The 15756-nt window shown below is 45.6% G+C and carries 12 protein-coding genes and 11 tRNA genes; 22 read left to right on the forward strand and 1 reads right to left on the reverse strand.

The genetic code is table 11. From position 1 onward, the window contains the following. Positions 1-114 precede the first annotated feature (114 nt). The 11 genes from H7T88_RS02725 to H7T88_RS02775 all read left to right on the forward strand — a co-directional run bounded on the left by H7T88_RS02725 (position 115) and on the right by H7T88_RS02775 (position 1063). Positions 115-190 (forward strand) — tRNA-Asn (locus tag H7T88_RS02725). Between the two features lie 3 nt (positions 191-193). After that, positions 194-266 (forward strand) — tRNA-Thr (locus H7T88_RS02730). A 10-nt stretch (positions 267-276) separates the two neighbouring features. Beyond that, positions 277-348 (forward strand) — tRNA-Glu (locus H7T88_RS02735). Positions 349-388: 40 nt separating this feature from the next. Next, positions 389-464, forward strand: a tRNA-Val gene (locus H7T88_RS02740). 8 nt (positions 465-472) lie between these two features. Further along, positions 473-547, forward strand: a tRNA-Gln gene (locus H7T88_RS02745). Positions 548-556: 9 nt separating this feature from the next. Then, positions 557-629, forward strand: a tRNA-Lys gene (locus H7T88_RS02750). Positions 630-641: 12 nt separating this feature from the next. After that, positions 642-722, forward strand: a tRNA-Leu gene (locus H7T88_RS02755). A gap of 11 nt (positions 723-733) precedes the next feature. Continuing rightward, a tRNA-Gly gene (locus H7T88_RS02760) sits at positions 734-808 on the forward strand. A 6-nt stretch (positions 809-814) separates the two neighbouring features. Beyond that, a tRNA-Arg gene (locus H7T88_RS02765) sits at positions 815-891 on the forward strand. Between the two features lie 16 nt (positions 892-907). Further along, positions 908-981, forward strand: a tRNA-Pro gene (locus H7T88_RS02770). 11 nt (positions 982-992) lie between these two features. Beyond that, positions 993-1063: transfer RNA gene (locus tag H7T88_RS02775), tRNA-Gly, on the forward strand. A gap of 242 nt (positions 1064-1305) precedes the next feature. On the opposite strand, the gene H7T88_RS02780 is transcribed toward H7T88_RS02775, so the two are convergent. Continuing rightward, complete coding sequence (locus H7T88_RS02780; protein WP_145334652.1) at positions 1306-1665, reverse strand: WGxxGxxG family protein; 360 nt, start codon at positions 1663-1665, stop codon at positions 1306-1308. A 580-nt stretch (positions 1666-2245) separates the two neighbouring features. Between H7T88_RS02780 and ppc the strand changes: the two genes are divergently transcribed. From ppc to ectB, 11 genes are all read left to right on the forward strand, one after another. After that, positions 2246-5038, forward strand: a complete 2793-nt coding sequence (ppc, locus tag H7T88_RS02785; protein WP_221786767.1) for a phosphoenolpyruvate carboxylase — start codon at positions 2246-2248, stop codon at positions 5036-5038. A gap of 255 nt (positions 5039-5293) precedes the next feature. Beyond that, a complete protein-coding gene (gene sigW / locus H7T88_RS02790; RefSeq protein ID WP_221786768.1) occupies positions 5294-5860 on the forward strand; it encodes an RNA polymerase sigma factor SigW in 567 nt (188 codons plus the stop codon). Between the two features lie 135 nt (positions 5861-5995). Beyond that, on the forward strand, positions 5996-6610 hold the full coding sequence (locus tag H7T88_RS02795; protein ID WP_090924355.1) for a zf-HC2 domain-containing protein: 615 nt from the start codon (positions 5996-5998) through the stop codon (positions 6608-6610). Positions 6611-6900: 290 nt separating this feature from the next. Then, entirely contained in the window at positions 6901-7740 is an 840-nt protein-coding gene (cdaA, locus tag H7T88_RS02800) for a diadenylate cyclase CdaA (RefSeq protein ID WP_090924354.1), read from the forward strand. After that, the gene (locus tag H7T88_RS02805; RefSeq protein WP_221786769.1) at positions 7733-9232 is read left to right on the forward strand and encodes a CdaR family protein; all 1500 of its coding nucleotides are present in this window, start codon (positions 7733-7735) and stop codon (positions 9230-9232) included. The genes cdaA and H7T88_RS02805 overlap by 8 nt, the downstream gene beginning before the upstream one ends. Before the next feature lie 77 nt (positions 9233-9309). Next, positions 9310-10650 (forward strand): phosphoglucosamine mutase, encoded by a 1341-nt coding sequence (gene glmM / locus H7T88_RS02810; protein WP_123065967.1) that lies wholly within the window; start codon positions 9310-9312, stop codon positions 10648-10650. A 180-nt stretch (positions 10651-10830) separates the two neighbouring features. Then, a complete protein-coding gene (locus H7T88_RS02815; protein WP_186331813.1) occupies positions 10831-10983 on the forward strand; it encodes a hypothetical protein in 153 nt (50 codons plus the stop codon). 31 nt (positions 10984-11014) lie between these two features. Further along, entirely contained in the window at positions 11015-11260 is a 246-nt protein-coding gene (locus H7T88_RS02820) for a hypothetical protein (protein ID WP_090924351.1), read from the forward strand. Between the two features lie 155 nt (positions 11261-11415). Further along, positions 11416-13248, forward strand: a complete 1833-nt coding sequence (glmS, locus tag H7T88_RS02825; RefSeq protein ID WP_090924350.1) for a glutamine--fructose-6-phosphate transaminase (isomerizing) — start codon at positions 11416-11418, stop codon at positions 13246-13248. 712 nt (positions 13249-13960) lie between these two features. After that, positions 13961-14128: a hypothetical protein gene (locus H7T88_RS02830; RefSeq protein ID WP_253491078.1), complete on the forward strand. Its 168-nt coding sequence runs from the start codon at positions 13961-13963 to the stop codon at positions 14126-14128. Beyond that, entirely contained in the window at positions 14115-15398 is a 1284-nt protein-coding gene (gene ectB, locus H7T88_RS02835; protein ID WP_154891780.1) for a diaminobutyrate--2-oxoglutarate transaminase, read from the forward strand. Before H7T88_RS02830 ends, ectB begins: the two co-directional genes overlap by 14 nt. Positions 15399-15756: the final 358 nt, after the last annotated feature.

Here is a 15756-nt window from a genome sequence, read left to right on the forward strand (position 1 = left end):
GGGTCCTGGGAGAGTAGGACGCCGCCAAGCGAACTTTTTCATCTTACATAAAAAACAGGCTCTGCATGTGGACGTTGTACGATGAGTTGCATTTGCAGCCCAAATGCATATTATTCCCTGATAGCTCAGTTGGTAGAGCACTCGACTGTTAATCGAGTTGTCACAGGTTCGAGTCCTGTTCGGGGAGCCATTTGCTCTCATAGCTCAGTAGGTAGAGTGCATCCATGGTAAGGATGAGGTCACCGGTTCGATCCCGGTTGAGAGCTCTGCAAATGGGGCCCGTTGGTCAAGGGGTTAAGACACCTCCCTTTCACGGAGGTAACAGGGGTTCGAATCCCCTACGGGTCATAGTTTTATCTAATGTTTTAGGGATGAACATCCCAAAGATGGAGGCTTAGCTCAGCTGGGAGAGCATCTGCCTTACAAGCAGAGGGTCGGGGGTTCGATCCCCTCAGCCTCCACCATCAATTTTTGGGGATTAGCCAAGCGGTAAGGCAACGGACTTTGACTCCGTCATGCATAGGTTCAAATCCTATATCCCCAGCCATTTTAATATGAGTCATTAGCTCAGTTGGTAGAGCACCTGACTTTTAATCAGGGTGTCGAAGGTTCGAATCCTTCATGACTCACTTTTACTACATGCGCGTGTGGCGGAATTGGCAGACGCACTAGACTTAGGATCTAGCGTCTTTGACGTGGGGGTTCAAGTCCCTCCACGCGCATCCCTTATTTTGCGGAAGTGGCTCAGCGGTAGAGCATCGCCTTGCCAAGGCGAGGGTCGCGGGTTCGATTCCCGTCTTCCGCTCCAATATTTGCGCCCTTAGCTCAGCTGGATAGAGCGTTTGACTACGAATCAAAAGGCCGGGAGTTCGAATCTCTCAGGGCGCGCCATTATTATCTTTCATATCGGGATGTAGCTCAGCTTGGTAGAGCACCTGGTTTGGGACCAGGGGGTCGCATGTTCAAATCGTGTCATCCCGATTTTTGTTTATGCGGGTGTAGTTCAATGGTAGAACTTTAGCCTTCCAAGCTAATAGCGTGGGTTCGATTCCCATCACCCGCTTACTGATTCAAAAAAGTCTCTGCACTTATAGCAGAGACTTTTTTTGTAATGAATCTGAAACGTTGATATATCGTGTTAGGAGGCGATCTAAGGCACAGATCGCCTTGTATGTATCTAAGAGCCGAATCCATTGTGTGAAGCAGTACACAATGGGTTCGGCTCTTTTATGTTGCTTTACGCTAAAGGTCAGTGATGACCAGCTTAGTAGCGGAGGCCCTTTTTTTCACAAAAGAACCAATCAATTAACGCTCGTGATGATCAGTTGCTCTCTTACGCATACCGGCCAGTCCCAGCAACCCGAGCAAACCAAGCCATCCCCAGTCCATTCCGTTGTCGCGGTCTGTTGTTGTAGCTGCATTTGTACGTACACTGTTAGTGCGATAATCCCCATTGTTTCGGTAATCCCCATTGGTACGATAGTTACCATCCATGTTCATGTTCAAGTTGCTGTTTGTACGGTCCATGTAGTTGCTATTCTGATAAGACTTTACACGTGAACCGTTGGTATCCATCCCGTTGGTCATATGGCCCTCAGCACCTGCAGAACCAGCCATTGCGGCAACGACTAACATGGAAGCAATAATGGTTGTGGCTTTTTTCATGATGTGAACTCCTCCTTTATGTTGTACGAACTATCAAGTAATCTGCCCAAATACACAAGAACATTATGTAGCAGGAGGAGTGTTAAGTTATGGGGGACAAACAAATTTACTGTGAAATACATAAGAAATATATCAAAAGACAACGGTAAGTGTTAGAAAATCGAAATTTCTCTTTAATTCATTGCGTCAGTGTGGTAAAGTATACAAAAGCTTGCTTTGCCGGTCATGTTTCTTAGGAGCGCCTGTTATCCATGAATGCTAAAACTGGAGAATTGAAAGCCTACTTCCGTATTCCAAAACCTAGAATAATGTGACTGCATAATTATGAATTTTTTAGATTAGTTATGAGATGTTCAAGGTATAAAAAGTACGTGAAAAAGGTATCATGCGACAGCATATGGCTATTCATAGAAGCAGAACAAGAAAATGAATAAAAAAGCGTGTTTTTGTGATGTATTTCGGGGATAATCCCCATTTTTACTAGTAGAAAAATAAAGATTTTCGTACCATTTTATTGTATGATGTTATGAAGGTGTCAAATTTACGTGTACGAATGGAACGATCAGATGGGAGGATAAGCATGACTGAAACTACGGTAACCGCCAGCAAAAGCCAATCCAACAACCTGCTTCGGCGAGACGTGCGGTTCCTGGGCAACATACTCGGAGAAGTTCTTGTCCATCAAGGAGGCACGGAGCTTCTAGATGTCGTTGAGAAGATTCGGGAAACGAGCAAATCGTTGCGTGCAGAGTTTTTGCCAGAACTGTATGAAGAGTTCAAAACGATGATCCAGGAATTAGACTCGGACAATCGTCATCAGGTTATTCGAGCTTTCGCTATTTATTTTCAATTAGTTAATATTGCTGAACAAAACCATCGGATTCGGCGTAAACGGGATTATGAGCGTTCTGCGGGAGATGCTGTACAGCCAGGTTCGATTGAAAAGGCAGTACAGGACCTGAAAGAACGTGGATTGTCTCATACCGAAGTAGAAGAGATTCTGGATGATTTATCACTGGAACTCGTGATGACAGCTCACCCGACAGAAGCGATGCGCCGGGTTATTCTGGATATCCATAAACGGATTTCTGAAGATGTCATGCTACTGGACAATCCTACGCTGACGTTGCGTGAACGTGAACAACTGCGTGAGAAACTGTTGAATGAGGTTATTACGCTCTGGCAGACAGATGAGCTTCGCGATCGCAAACCGACTGTACTCGATGAAGTGCGGAACGGGATGTATTACTTTCATGAAACGTTGTTCCACGTACTTCCGGATGTATATCAGGAACTGGAACGTTGCCTGAATAAATTTTATCCAGACCATGACTGGCATGTGCCGACGTATTTGCGTTTCGGTTCCTGGATTGGTGGAGACCGGGATGGAAATCCATCGGTAACTTCAGATGTAACATGGCAAACGCTTCTCATGCAACGCAAGCTCGCTTTGCGTGAGTATCAGCGGATTATGATTGAACTTATGGGACACCTCAGCTTCAGCACCAACATCATTCATATCTCGGATGAACTGGCGCAGTCGATTGAGCAGGATCGCAACTGTGTTACTTTGAAAAAAGTGGACATTTGGCGTAATGAAAAGGAACCTTATCGCATTAAACTGGCTTACATGATTGCCAAGCTGAACAATGTCCTGGATGAGAACAAGGTTGGTCAGCCAGATCGCTACCAGAACGCTCAAGACCTGATTAATGATCTGTTAATCATCGACCGTAGCTTACGTCATCATTTTGCTGATTATGTAGCAGATACTACAGTGCGTAAAATGATACGTCAGGTTGAACTTTTCGGATTCCATACCGCTGCCCTGGATGTGCGTCAGCACAGCAAGGAGCATGAAAGTGCGATGTCGGAAATTTTAGCAAAAATGAACATTGTAGACGATTATGCACGTCTGACGGAAGACGGGAAAATCGATCTGCTTGCTCGTTTGCTGGATGATCCAAGACCGCTTACTTCTCCGTATCATCAGTACACGGAAGGAACGAGAGAGTGTCTGGATGTCTTCCGTGCAATTAAGCGTGCACAGAATGAGTTCGGTACAGGCTGTATCACGAGTTACTTGATCAGTATGACACAAGGAGCAAGTGATCTACTTGAAGTGATGGTATTTGCCAAAGAGGTTGGTTTGTTCTCCAAAGGGGCAAACGGTGAAGTGATCTCTACACTGCAAGCTGTTCCGTTGTTTGAAACGATTGACGACCTTCATGCAGCATCGGAAATTATGCAACGGTTGTTTAACTTACCTATATATCGTGCAAGCGTGACTGGACGTAATGAGTTGCACGAAATTATGCTTGGATACTCCGACAGTAATAAAGATGGCGGTGTAGTTACGGCAAACTGGGAACTGCGCGTAGCGATGAATGCGATTACGGCTGTGGGCAATGAGCATGGTGTGAAGCTGAAATTCTTCCACGGACGCGGCGGAGCGCTCGGACGTGGCGGCATGCCACTGAACCGTAGTATTCTTGCACAGCCTCCTCATACGATTGGCGGCGGAATCAAAATTACGGAGCAAGGTGAAGTTATTTCATCTCGTTATTCTCTCCAAGGAATTGCTTACCGTAGTTTGGAGCAGGCTACTTCGGCGCTAATCACAGCGGCTTTGAATGGTCTGGAGCCGCAAGAGTCGGCGTCAGAGCAAGCTTGGGATGAGATTATTAAGGACATCTCGGAAGTGTCACTGACGAAGTATCAGGATCTCATTTTCCGTGACCCGGATTTCTTCACGTTCTTTAAAGAGTCTACGCCGCTTCCAGAAGTAGGCGAACTCAATATTGGTTCACGTCCATCCAAACGGAAGGGCAGTGACAAGTTTGAAGACTTGCGTGCGATTCCTTGGGTATTTGCCTGGACACAAAGCCGTTACTTGCTTCCGGCTTGGTATGCGGCAGGTACGGGGTTGCAAAGCTACTATCAGGGCAAAGAGGAGAACCTGAACGTCCTGAAAGAAATGTATGCTAACTTCCCGTTCTTCCGTACGCTGATTGATACGGTGCAAATGGCGGTTGCCAAAGCAGATCTCGTGATTGCTAAAGAGTATTCGGCCATGACTTCCAATAAAGAAGCTCGTGACCGTATCTTTGGTCAGATCGAATCGGAGTTTAAGCTTACCAAAGAGCTGATTCTGAAAATTACAGGTGAAGCTGAAATTCTGGATGATGTACCTGTAATTCAGGAATCGATTCGTTTGCGTAATCCCTATGTTGATCCACTTTCCTACATGCAAGTACAGTTGCTAAGTGAACTGCGTGACATGCGGGAACGTGGTGAGGATGATACCGAACTACTTCGTGAAGTATTGTTGACCATTAATGGTATTGCAGCAGGATTGCGGAATACAGGCTGATGTTTGATCAAAAGATCATTCACAACGTTCATATGATGAATGATTTATGTAATAAAATAAATATCTATCTCTTCTTTTGAAAAGAGAGATTAGACGGGACTCCTTAGGGAGTTCCCGTTTTTACTGTTTTTGGAGGATATTTGTCATACAGTCTTGATTTTTGACCAAAGTTGATTTACGATTTGATTGGTGAATTACAAGTGTGGACGGGTATTAGAAGACGGAAGACCCATCAGCATGTCTGGGGGAATCAGGGTGGACAATTTGGAGAACAGGCTTGTGAAGCTGGTACTCAAGGGAGACCAGAGAGCCTTTGCAGAAATCGTTGAATTATACAAGGACAAGCTGTTTCATTTGGCATATCGGATGCTGAGCAACCGTCACGAAGCGGAGGATGTTGTTCAGGAGACGTTTTTGCGTGTGTTTCGAAATATGGAAAAGTATGATCCGAATCAGAAATTCTCGACCTGGATCTATCGGATTGCAACGAATTTGTGCATCGATCGGTTACGAAGAAAGAAACCTTCTTACTCACTTGATGCAGAACTGAATGATCAGGAAGGAACTGACGGCTACGCAATGCTTCCGAGTGATGATCGAACACCTGAGAGTGAAGCACTGCTTTCCGAAACACAGACCCTCATCCGTGAGGCGATTGATAGCTTACCAGCCAAGTATAAGTCCGTTATGGTTTTGAGATATTTACAGGACTTGTCATTACAGGAGATCAGTGATGTCACAGGTATGCCCGTAACAACGATTAAGACAAGGGTGCACCGGGGCCGTGATTTTCTGCGCAAAAAACTAGAATATAAGTTATAATCACAATCACCCGAAATTTTGGGCAAAATTATTTGAAACATATCCGAAACGGGTGCGTATGAAATGTATGCAAGTCTTATGCATGCTTTTTGCAGGTGTATGGACTAAGTGTCTAAGGAAAGGATTGGCTCTCATATGGATTGCAACTCGGCCGTCTCTTTAATGCATGAATGTTTGGATGAGTCGTTGTCCCCGGATCAGAAAACTGAATTGAAAAGCCATTTGTTGATCTGTCCGGATTGTCGCATGCGCTTTAAAGAGTTGGAACAGACGGAAATGCTACTCTTTGCCATGAAACATTATTCACCGTCTGCCTCGGATGAGCTGACCAATCGAATTATGAATGCTCTGCCACAGCCCAAGAGACAACAAGTATGGCTCAGATGGGTCAAAGGACATCCCGCGCTGACGGCGGCAGCCTTCTTTTTGGTCGTGATGCTCTTTAGCGCCTTCAATTTCTGGAATCAGAACAACGAAATGGTCGTTAAGGGGAACAGTCTGGATCAGCTCGTGATTCAAGGCAACACGGTTATTGTTCCAGAAGGTAAGTCAGTTGCTGGCGATCTTACGATAGAGAATGGAACCGCTCAGGTGTATGGTGATGTGAATGGCAATCTGACGGTCATCGACGGACAACTGTTTCAAGCTTCTACAGCGCACGTGTCAGGTCAGGTAAAAAGTATTGATCAGGCGCTGGACTGGTTTTGGTACAAAATAACCAATATGGTAAATGAAGTGGCTTACCGCTAAGTCAGGGTATAACTTCACGGGTATATACCAAGCAGGGTACCTCCGAATTGCGTGGGGTGCTCTTTTTTTATTGCCTAAATGACAGAGAAAGTGCGAAAAGGAAGCTTATATGCAGTTTGTGACTGGAGTAACTTGCAACCTGAACGGTAACGTTATAACCTAGATAGTAATGAGAACATACTACATATAGATAAGCATTGAATAAATGCGAAGAAGGGATTATGTAAAATCCCAAATGGTTAATATGAGATCAGAGTTTACTCATCAATGGGGATAGCGGGGGCTGGCTTATGAATTATTTTGCTGACTTAACGTGGAAAGAGTCCATTAAGGACGTTATCGATATATTGATCGTTACCTATATTATGTACAAACTGATTTTGCTAGTGCGGGGTACACGCGCGGTTCAGCTACTGAAAGGAATTTTGTTCCTGGTGTTGATCTGGGCGTTAAGCACATGGCTAAATCTGTATACACTTAAATGGCTAATGAACCAGATGTTTACGTTTGGGGTTGTTGCGGTGTTTATCATATTCCAGCCGGAACTCCGTCGTGGTTTGGAACAATTGGGTCGAGGTAAACTGTTTGGGCGCTCAGCCGCCGCAAGTGATGAAGAGTTAACCGTGTTAATTGGTGAAATTATTAAGTCCGTTAACTATTTGTCTCGCCGTAAAATTGGTGCACTTGTCGTCTTCGAGCGTGAAACAGGACTGAATGACTACACGGAATCCGGGATCAAGATGCAATCTCTCGTCAGTTCTGAACTGATGATTAACATTTTTATTCCCAACACGCCGCTCCATGATGGGGCAGTCATCATTCAAGGAAAACAAATATCTGCAGCAGCCTGTTACCTGCCATTATCCGAGAATCCGTTTATCAGTAAGGAATTGGGAACGCGCCACCGTGCGGCAATCGGAATAACGGAGGTGGCCGATGCAATCTGTCTGGTTGTTTCGGAGGAGACAGGGCAAGTTTCTCTGGCGATGAATGGACAGGTAGTTCGTGATATTAAGGAAGAGTCGCTGATTGCCAAGCTGTATGAGGAATTGCGTCCGACCTCCAATCTGAGCAAAAAGAATGCATGGTCAACCTTCTGGAAACGGAAGGGGGGACGTAACAATGGATAAATGGTTTAACAACAATAACTTTGCGAAAATACTTGCACTGGCGGTAAGCCTGCTTCTCTGGTTCATGATTCATCTGGATGAAGTACCAACTACACCAACCATCACAACGGGGATATCGAGCAAGGTTGTGGAGCGTACTGTACCTGTTCAGCCATATGGGCTGGATAGTAATGCTTATGTTCTTACTTCACTTAGCACAGATGAGGTGCGGCTGGAGATTAAAGGACAGCGTTCAATGCTTACGTCCATTTTTACCAATGATGATTATAAGGTTCTGGTTGATTTGAGCCAGGTTAAAGATGGTTCGAACACACTGCCCCTTGTACCTGACCTGCCTTCCGGCGTTGAAGTGGTCAGTATGGAACCTTCCATGGTAACGGTGAACGTGGAGAAATTGGGCACCAAATCGTTCAATGTGAATATTGTACCCGAAGGAGAGCCTTCGGCTGGATATACGGCTGGAACGCCCGTGGTTGAGCCTTCTGCTCCAGTTAAGGTAACTCTGCCGGAAGGACAGCTTGATGCTGTGGCGAGTGTTCAGGGCAGTGTCAGTGTGAAAGATGCGAAGGAAGATATAATTCAGAAAAAAGTGAAGCTTCAGGCATATGATGCTGAGGGTAAAGTCATCGAGAATGCAACCATGTCACCTCAAACAGTCGAAGTTCGAATACCAGTCAATCAGCCCTACACTAAAGTTCCCTTGAGGATCAAATATTCGGGACAGTTACCAGAGGGTCTGGTGCTGTCCTCGGTCGAGCCGAGCGTGAAAGAAGTCTCGATTTATGGGAGTGAGGGAGCACTTGCAGGTATACAGTCCTACGACCAAGCTACTCTTGATCTTACGCAATTCACGGAGTCTGGTACCTCTACAGTTAACGTGGACTTGACGCCGCCCTCTGGTTCTGAGAAAATCGAGCCTAGTTCGATTCAGATCAAGGTGACGGTGTCCCCATATGATGAGGTCGAAACAACGACCAAAGTCTTTCCCAACGTACCGATTCATTTAACTGGTGTGGGGAACGGGCTGGAAGGTGAGTTGGTTACTCCTAAAAGTGGTGGACAGAACATTACACTAAGTGGGCCAAGAACCATGCTCGAAGGTCTCAGTGGTGATGACATCAAGCTTACAGCCAATCTCCAGGGACTTGGTGTGGGCACACATGAGATTAAACTGGAAGCTAATCTGCCCCGGTTCGCTAAGCTGGATGAGGCGTCTAATAATTTTAGTGCCACAGTGAAGCTCAGTGAGAAAGCCGCAGATGCGACTGCTCCTCCGGAGCAAAATTCAGGTGAGGATAATCCCTCAGGACCAGATCCATCACCGGCAGAAGTCGAGAATGGACAGCCAAACACAGATCCTGTAGAAGAGCAAAACGAATCGAATACGGAACAGCAGGATCAAACTCAGCAGGGAAGTGCAGCGACCAATCGTGGTAGTGTAAATAACAATGCAAATAATAACAACGGCAGTAAATCTGGTTCTAATCCGTAATTATGCAATTTTTTATTTTCAAATCTAAAAATGATATTGATGTGCTCATATATGATGCAAATAGAAGGAGTTAGATCATGGGTAAATATTTTGGTACAGATGGTGTAAGAGGGGTTGCGAATAAAGAATTGACGGCGGAGCTGGCTTACAGCATCGGACGCTGTGGTGGTTATGTGCTTGCAGGTGGGGTGGAAAGACCTAAAGTAGTGATCGGCATGGACACACGAATCTCTGGACTTATGCTGGAATCAGCACTCGTAGCGGGTCTGTTGTCTATTGGAGCGGATGTAATTCGTTTAGGCGTTGTGTCTACACCAGGTGTCGCTTATATTACTCGTTTGCTCAAAGCAGACGCGGGTGTAATGATCTCGGCTTCCCACAATCCTGTTGAGGATAACGGTATCAAATTTTTCGGTGGAGATGGCTTCAAGCTATCGGATGAGACGGAGAACCGGATCGAAGAGCTGATGGATGCGGTAAAAGATGAACTGCCACGCCCCGTTGGTGCAGGTCTTGGAACGGTGACGATGGATGAGCAATCTCGTTATCGTTATCTGGATTATCTGAAAACCACTGTATCCGAGTCGTTCTCTGGTCTCAAAATTGTACTCGACTGTGCCAATGGTGCGGCATATGAGCTTGCACCAAAATTATTTAGTGAGCTTGGGGCTGAAGTTATTGCCATTGGCGCTGAGCCGAACGGTCTGAACATTAACGAGCAGTGCGGTTCGACCCATCCGGAGCATTTAAAACAAGAGGTGCTGAAACATCAAGCGGATCTTGGTCTTGCTTTTGACGGGGATGCCGATCGCCTGATTGCTATTGATGAAACGGGTGCCGAAGTGGATGGCGACTTTATTCTGTGTATTTGCGGAGACGCGATGAATCGGGCAGGCAAGCTGAAAGATAGCACGGTGGTGTCTACCGTTATGAGTAATATTGGTTTCTACAAAGCAACAGAGAAGCTTGCGCTGAAAACAGCCAAAACGGCTGTTGGTGACCGCTATGTGATGGAAGAGATGCGTCGTGGTGGATATAACCTGGGCGGAGAGCAGTCGGGTCACGTTATTTTCCTGGACTACAATACAACGGGAGATGGCATGCTAACGGCGATTCAACTTGTCGACACACTGAAAGCTTCAGGTAAAAAGCTGAGTGAGTTGAAAGCAATCATGACACAGTACCCACAAGTGCTGGTTAACGTTCGTGTTGAAGACAAGAGCAAATACGAAGGCAATGTTGCCATCGGAGAAGCGATCGCTGCAGTAGAAGAAAAACTGGGGGATAATGGTCGTGTGCTTGTTCGTGCATCGGGTACCGAGTCCTTGATCCGTGTTATGGCTGAAGGGCCAGATAAAGATGAGCTGGAGCAGTTTGTATCCCAGATTGCAGATGTTGTGCAAAAAGAACTGGTATAACCTACTGAAAAAAGCCTGTTGTCATGCGATTTGAGTGTTATTTTTCACAAAATTGATATCTTGGCATATGGTTATACAGAGGCTGATTTAATTCCATATATTAACGATTCATTCATTGTTCCTGCGTCCTGGCCAGATAAGACTATGGGTCTGATTATTTGGCTGGGAGCGTGGGTAAATATGCTGAAATGGTTACAGGTACTTTGCTCCATTGCAAAATGGACTTCAGGTGCATATAATGAGTGGAGTCGTCATTCAGACACGGAAAGTGAGGATTGTAAGGTTACAGTTACACAAGCGCCAGAGCTTGGAGTTGCGCGGGACGCATGTTGATGGATTTCTCTTTTGCTAATCAGGAGATAACATGGGAAACATGGACGGCAATCAAGCTGACGAGGTGGAGGTGTTCGGATTGTTCGGCGGGGACCTCCCGGTGATGCACCAGAGCCGTAAACCGGATTGCGGAAAATGGATAGGTGACTGTCCACACAACGCGCCGGTAGGTGCAAAGGATCAGATAAAATTCAAAATGAATGTGCGTGAAGAGCGTAAACAGTGCGCGGACGGGAAAATGATGTACATTCATGATTGCATTCGTAATAGAGCATGAACACACAGGGCGGCAGAAGGCCGTTCTAATCATTGATAATTGAATAGGAAATGATATTCATGATACGGTAAGCAATCTATCATTTTCCAATACGTCCACCTCTGCCTGTTTCTCTTCCAGACACAGTATTCATATACAAACGGAGGAACTAAATTATGTGCGGTATTGTTGGATATATTGGTAATAAAAACACTCAATCGGTATTGGTCGAAGGATTGAAAAAGCTCGAGTATCGTGGTTATGACTCTGCAGGGATCGCTGTATTTACACCGCAAGGTCTGCAAATTACGAAAGCTCTTGGACGTTTGGCGAATCTTGAAGCAAAGCTGGATGGTGCTCCGCTGGTAGGTAATGCCGGAATCGGACACACTCGCTGGGCTACGCATGGTAAACCATCGGACGAGAATTCCCATCCACACACGGATGGAAGCCAGAAGTTTTCCGTTGTGCATAACGGGATTATTGAGAACTATCTGGAGCTGAAGGATGAGCTGATCTCCCAAGGTCACACGTTTACTTCCGAGACAGATACTGAAGTCATTTCTCACCTGGTTGCACGTGAATACAATGGTGATATTGTTAAAACTGTGCAAAAAGTGATCACGTTGTTGCGTGGTGCATTCGCACTGGGTGTATTGACAGAGCATGAGCCTGAGAAACTTGTTGCTGTGCGTCAAGCTAGTCCATTGATTATTGGTGTTGGTGAAGGCGAGAACTTCATTGGTTCCGATATTCCGGCAATTCTGGAACATACACGTAATGTGTACATTCTGAATGATGGCGAAATGGCTGTATTGACACATGATGCTGTCGAATTGATGACGATTGAGGGCAATTTTATTTCTCGGGAAATGATTCGTGTCGATTGGGATGCAGTAACCGCGGAAAAAGGCGGATTTGAGCACTTTATGTTGAAAGAGATTCATGAGCAACCAAAAGCATATCGTGATACAATGCTGGGTCGCATCGACAATGAAGGCAAAAAAGTGCAGCTTCCTGAGCTCAAAATGACGGAAGAGCAAATTAAAAATATTCGTAACGTTCAAATCATCGCATGTGGTACAGCGTACCATGCTGGTCTGGTTGGACGTACAGTGATTGAACAAATGGTTCGTATTCCGGTTGAAACGGATGTTGCTTCCGAGTATCGTTACCGTTCGCCGATCGTTCATAAAGATACACTTGTAATTGTGGTAAGCCAATCCGGTGAAACAGCAGATACGCTGGCAGCACTGCGTGAAGCTCAATCTAACGGTGCGCATGTACTGGCGATTACAAATGTTGTGGGTAGCTCGATTGCACGTGATGCAGACGATGTAATTGCTACATTGGCTGGACCTGAGATCGCAGTGGCTTCCACTAAGGCTTACACGTCCCAGTTGATCGCGTTCAACCTGCTTGGTCTGTACCTTGCACAAGTACGTGGTACACAAACACCGGATGAGATTGCACACACACTGGCAGCGATGCAAGCACTGCCTGAACAAGTGGAATCCATGCTGGAGCAAGCGGATGCGATTAAAGGGTATGCGGAGCAAATCTCTAAACATGAACATCTCTTCTTCATCGGCCGTGGTCTGGATTATGCGGTAGCACAAGAAGGCTCATTGAAACTGAAAGAGATCTCTTATATTCACTCTGAAGCTTATGCTGCAGGTGAGTTGAAACACGGTACACTCGCGTTGATTGAGGACGGTATCCCTGTTATTGCCTTGGCAACACAGGAGAACGTACTGGAGAAAACGGTAAGTAACATCAAAGAAGTAAAAGCACGTGGCGCAGACGTACTGGCGATTACGTACGAAGAGCACGTAGCTCCATTGCTTAAATCCGTTGACCAAGCGTTTGCGATTCCTAAGACACTGCCACTTCTAAGCCCAGCTCTGTCTGTTGTAGCGTTGCAATTGCTGGCATATTACGCTTCCCTCGCTCTGGGTCACGATGTCGATAAACCACGTAACTTGGCGAAAAGTGTAACGGTTGAGTAAAACCCTGGCTTGAATGAACAAGCACATGTTCAGTGATGAAAAAGTTGTGAACCAGTAAAAGAGTTTTGAATCGTATGGTACGAAAAAAGTTTTAACATCGAAAAGGGAGCCCGAGAGATTGACTCGTGGCTTCCTTTTTTTAGTTTTCAAAATATACGATACAGCCTTAATCATTCGTTGTAGTGAAAATGAAAGAAAAAGACGAAGCCAAATGAAGAAGAGAGAGCCTTCCACGTATCGAAATCGCAAGTAATGCACTTCGTAAAATAGTTGTTAAATCGACATCAACGTAATTTTTAGCTCTGCTAATCTTTACAAAACAAAAGTAAATTAAAATGAAAAGTATAACTTCTTAAATTCTTCTGCTTACATAAGTTAACGAGATCAAATTAGGACAATCATGTTAAATTTTTGTAAAGTGAAAGGATTCAAAGCTTCGACGGAGAAGTTAAAGGTAATATATACCATTAATACCATTCGATTTATTGGTAAATTACTCCTGTTGAATTCCTCGATTGATGACAAACTCTGCTTATTTCCCTCCTAATTGTGTTAATTTAAGGCGAAATATTAACACTTTATACTTCAAAGATCTAATTTAACCAAAATTTTACTATACATTCTTTGGAAATTTGATATAATTCTACGCAGGTCGACCTTCCAATTATTGAAAAAAATAGAATTGGTGGGTTTTTATACATACCTAAGCTGTGTGCGAGAGACCAGTCTACTGGATACCCAGCAAGCCGGCATGCGAGGACCGACAATTGTGGTAACGACAGCCAAGAATTTTTTGCTCGATGACGCCAGAAGTTTCAGAAAGAATGAAGCTAAACTTATCCCAATTACGATGGAGGATGAAGCGCGTGAGCATTTTTGAAAAGCTGGAATCTAACGTAAGATCTTACTGCAGAAGCTTTCCGGTAGTATTCGACCGGGCCAAGGAAGACCTGTTATATGCTGAGGATGGAAGAGCATACATTGATTTTTTTGCAGGTGCTGGAGCACTGAACTATGGTCATAACAACGATTATATTAAAGGTCGGATTCTAGATTATCTGACCTCCGATCGGATTATGCATGGTCTCGATATGTACACAATGGCCAAGCGCGAATTCATCCAGAGCTTCTCGGAACGGATCTTGGAGCCAAAGAAGCTGAATTACAAGCTTCAATTCTGCGGTCCGACGGGTACAAATGCGGTGGAAGCGGCACTCAAGCTTGCACGCAAGGCGAAGAAAAGAACCGGCATCTTTGCATTCATGGGTGGTTTCCACGGCATGTCACTTGGCAGCCTCTCGGCAACAAGCTCTAAGTCGATGAGGGAAGGAGCGGGGCTTCCTCTGGATGGAGTTACCTTCATACCACATCCGAGTGGAGCTTTCGCAGATATGGATACACTTGGTTATATTGAAAATATTCTAACGGATTCGCACTCCGGAGTTGATAAGCCGGCTGCCATTCTGCTCGAAACAGTTCAAGCTGAAGGCGGCATTCATGTTGCTGACGCACAGTGGTTACGCGGATTGCAACAGATTTGCCGCAAGCACGATATACTGCTCATTACCGATGAGATTCAAGTCGGTTGCGGCCGAACTGGCGAATTCTTCTCCTTCGAACGTGCGGGGATTGAGCCGGATCTGATTACCCTGTCAAAGTCGATCAGCGGGTACGGCCTGCCAATGTCCCTCCTGCTCCTGAAGCCTGAACTGGATCTCTGGACGCCAGGGGAACACAACGGCACCTTCCGCGGCAACCAGCTCGCTTTTGTGGCTGCCAAGGCTGCTCTTGAGTTCCGGGATAGAGTAGCCTTGGAACAACAGGTGAAGCAGAAGGAAGAGTTCGTGCGAGCGTTCCTTGATAAAGAAATCAAACCTCTACATCCTTCCATCACCATCCGCGGAATTGGCCTGATCTGGGGCATTGACGTTTCGGGCTTTACGGATGAAGCCGGGGCGAAGCGGATGTCGGAGATCAGTTTTGAGAATGGGCTTATTATTGAAAGGGCCGGCAGAGGGGACCTCGTCCTGAAGATCATGCCTCCGCTGACTGTTTCCATGGAGAATCTGGCTGCTGGTTGCGATATTATCAAGTCTAGTATTCAGCAGGTAATCTCTCAAGAGGCCCAGCGTTTGCTGGTAACAACCTAAGCTTGGTCAAACTGACGGGTGCACTGGCAATAGGGCTAGAACTTCTTTCAGGGGGCCGCGCGTCAGACAACATGGAATTCATTTCTATTCCTAGGGCTAACCCGTTCATCTAATACAGAGCATTTTTGTGAACCTCATGAAATACCATCTTCACATGTAATCGCCCGGGAAAAGATCACTACCCCGCGGCCTGATCTTGACTTATCCACATCGGGACTGCGGGGGAATTCATTAAGCGTACATAGAGTGTATCAATGCCCCTTAACATAGGTTTTGATCAAGGTAACTCCGTTGCAAAATCCGAAGGTACGGCTGATTTTCTGCTGCCTCTGGAATCCTACAGCACGTCTTACATCAA

The sequence above is a fragment of the Paenibacillus cucumis (ex Kampfer et al. 2016) genome (genome assembly GCF_019748695.1).
Lineage (GTDB): Bacteria > Bacillota > Bacilli > Paenibacillales > Paenibacillaceae > Paenibacillus > Paenibacillus polysaccharolyticus.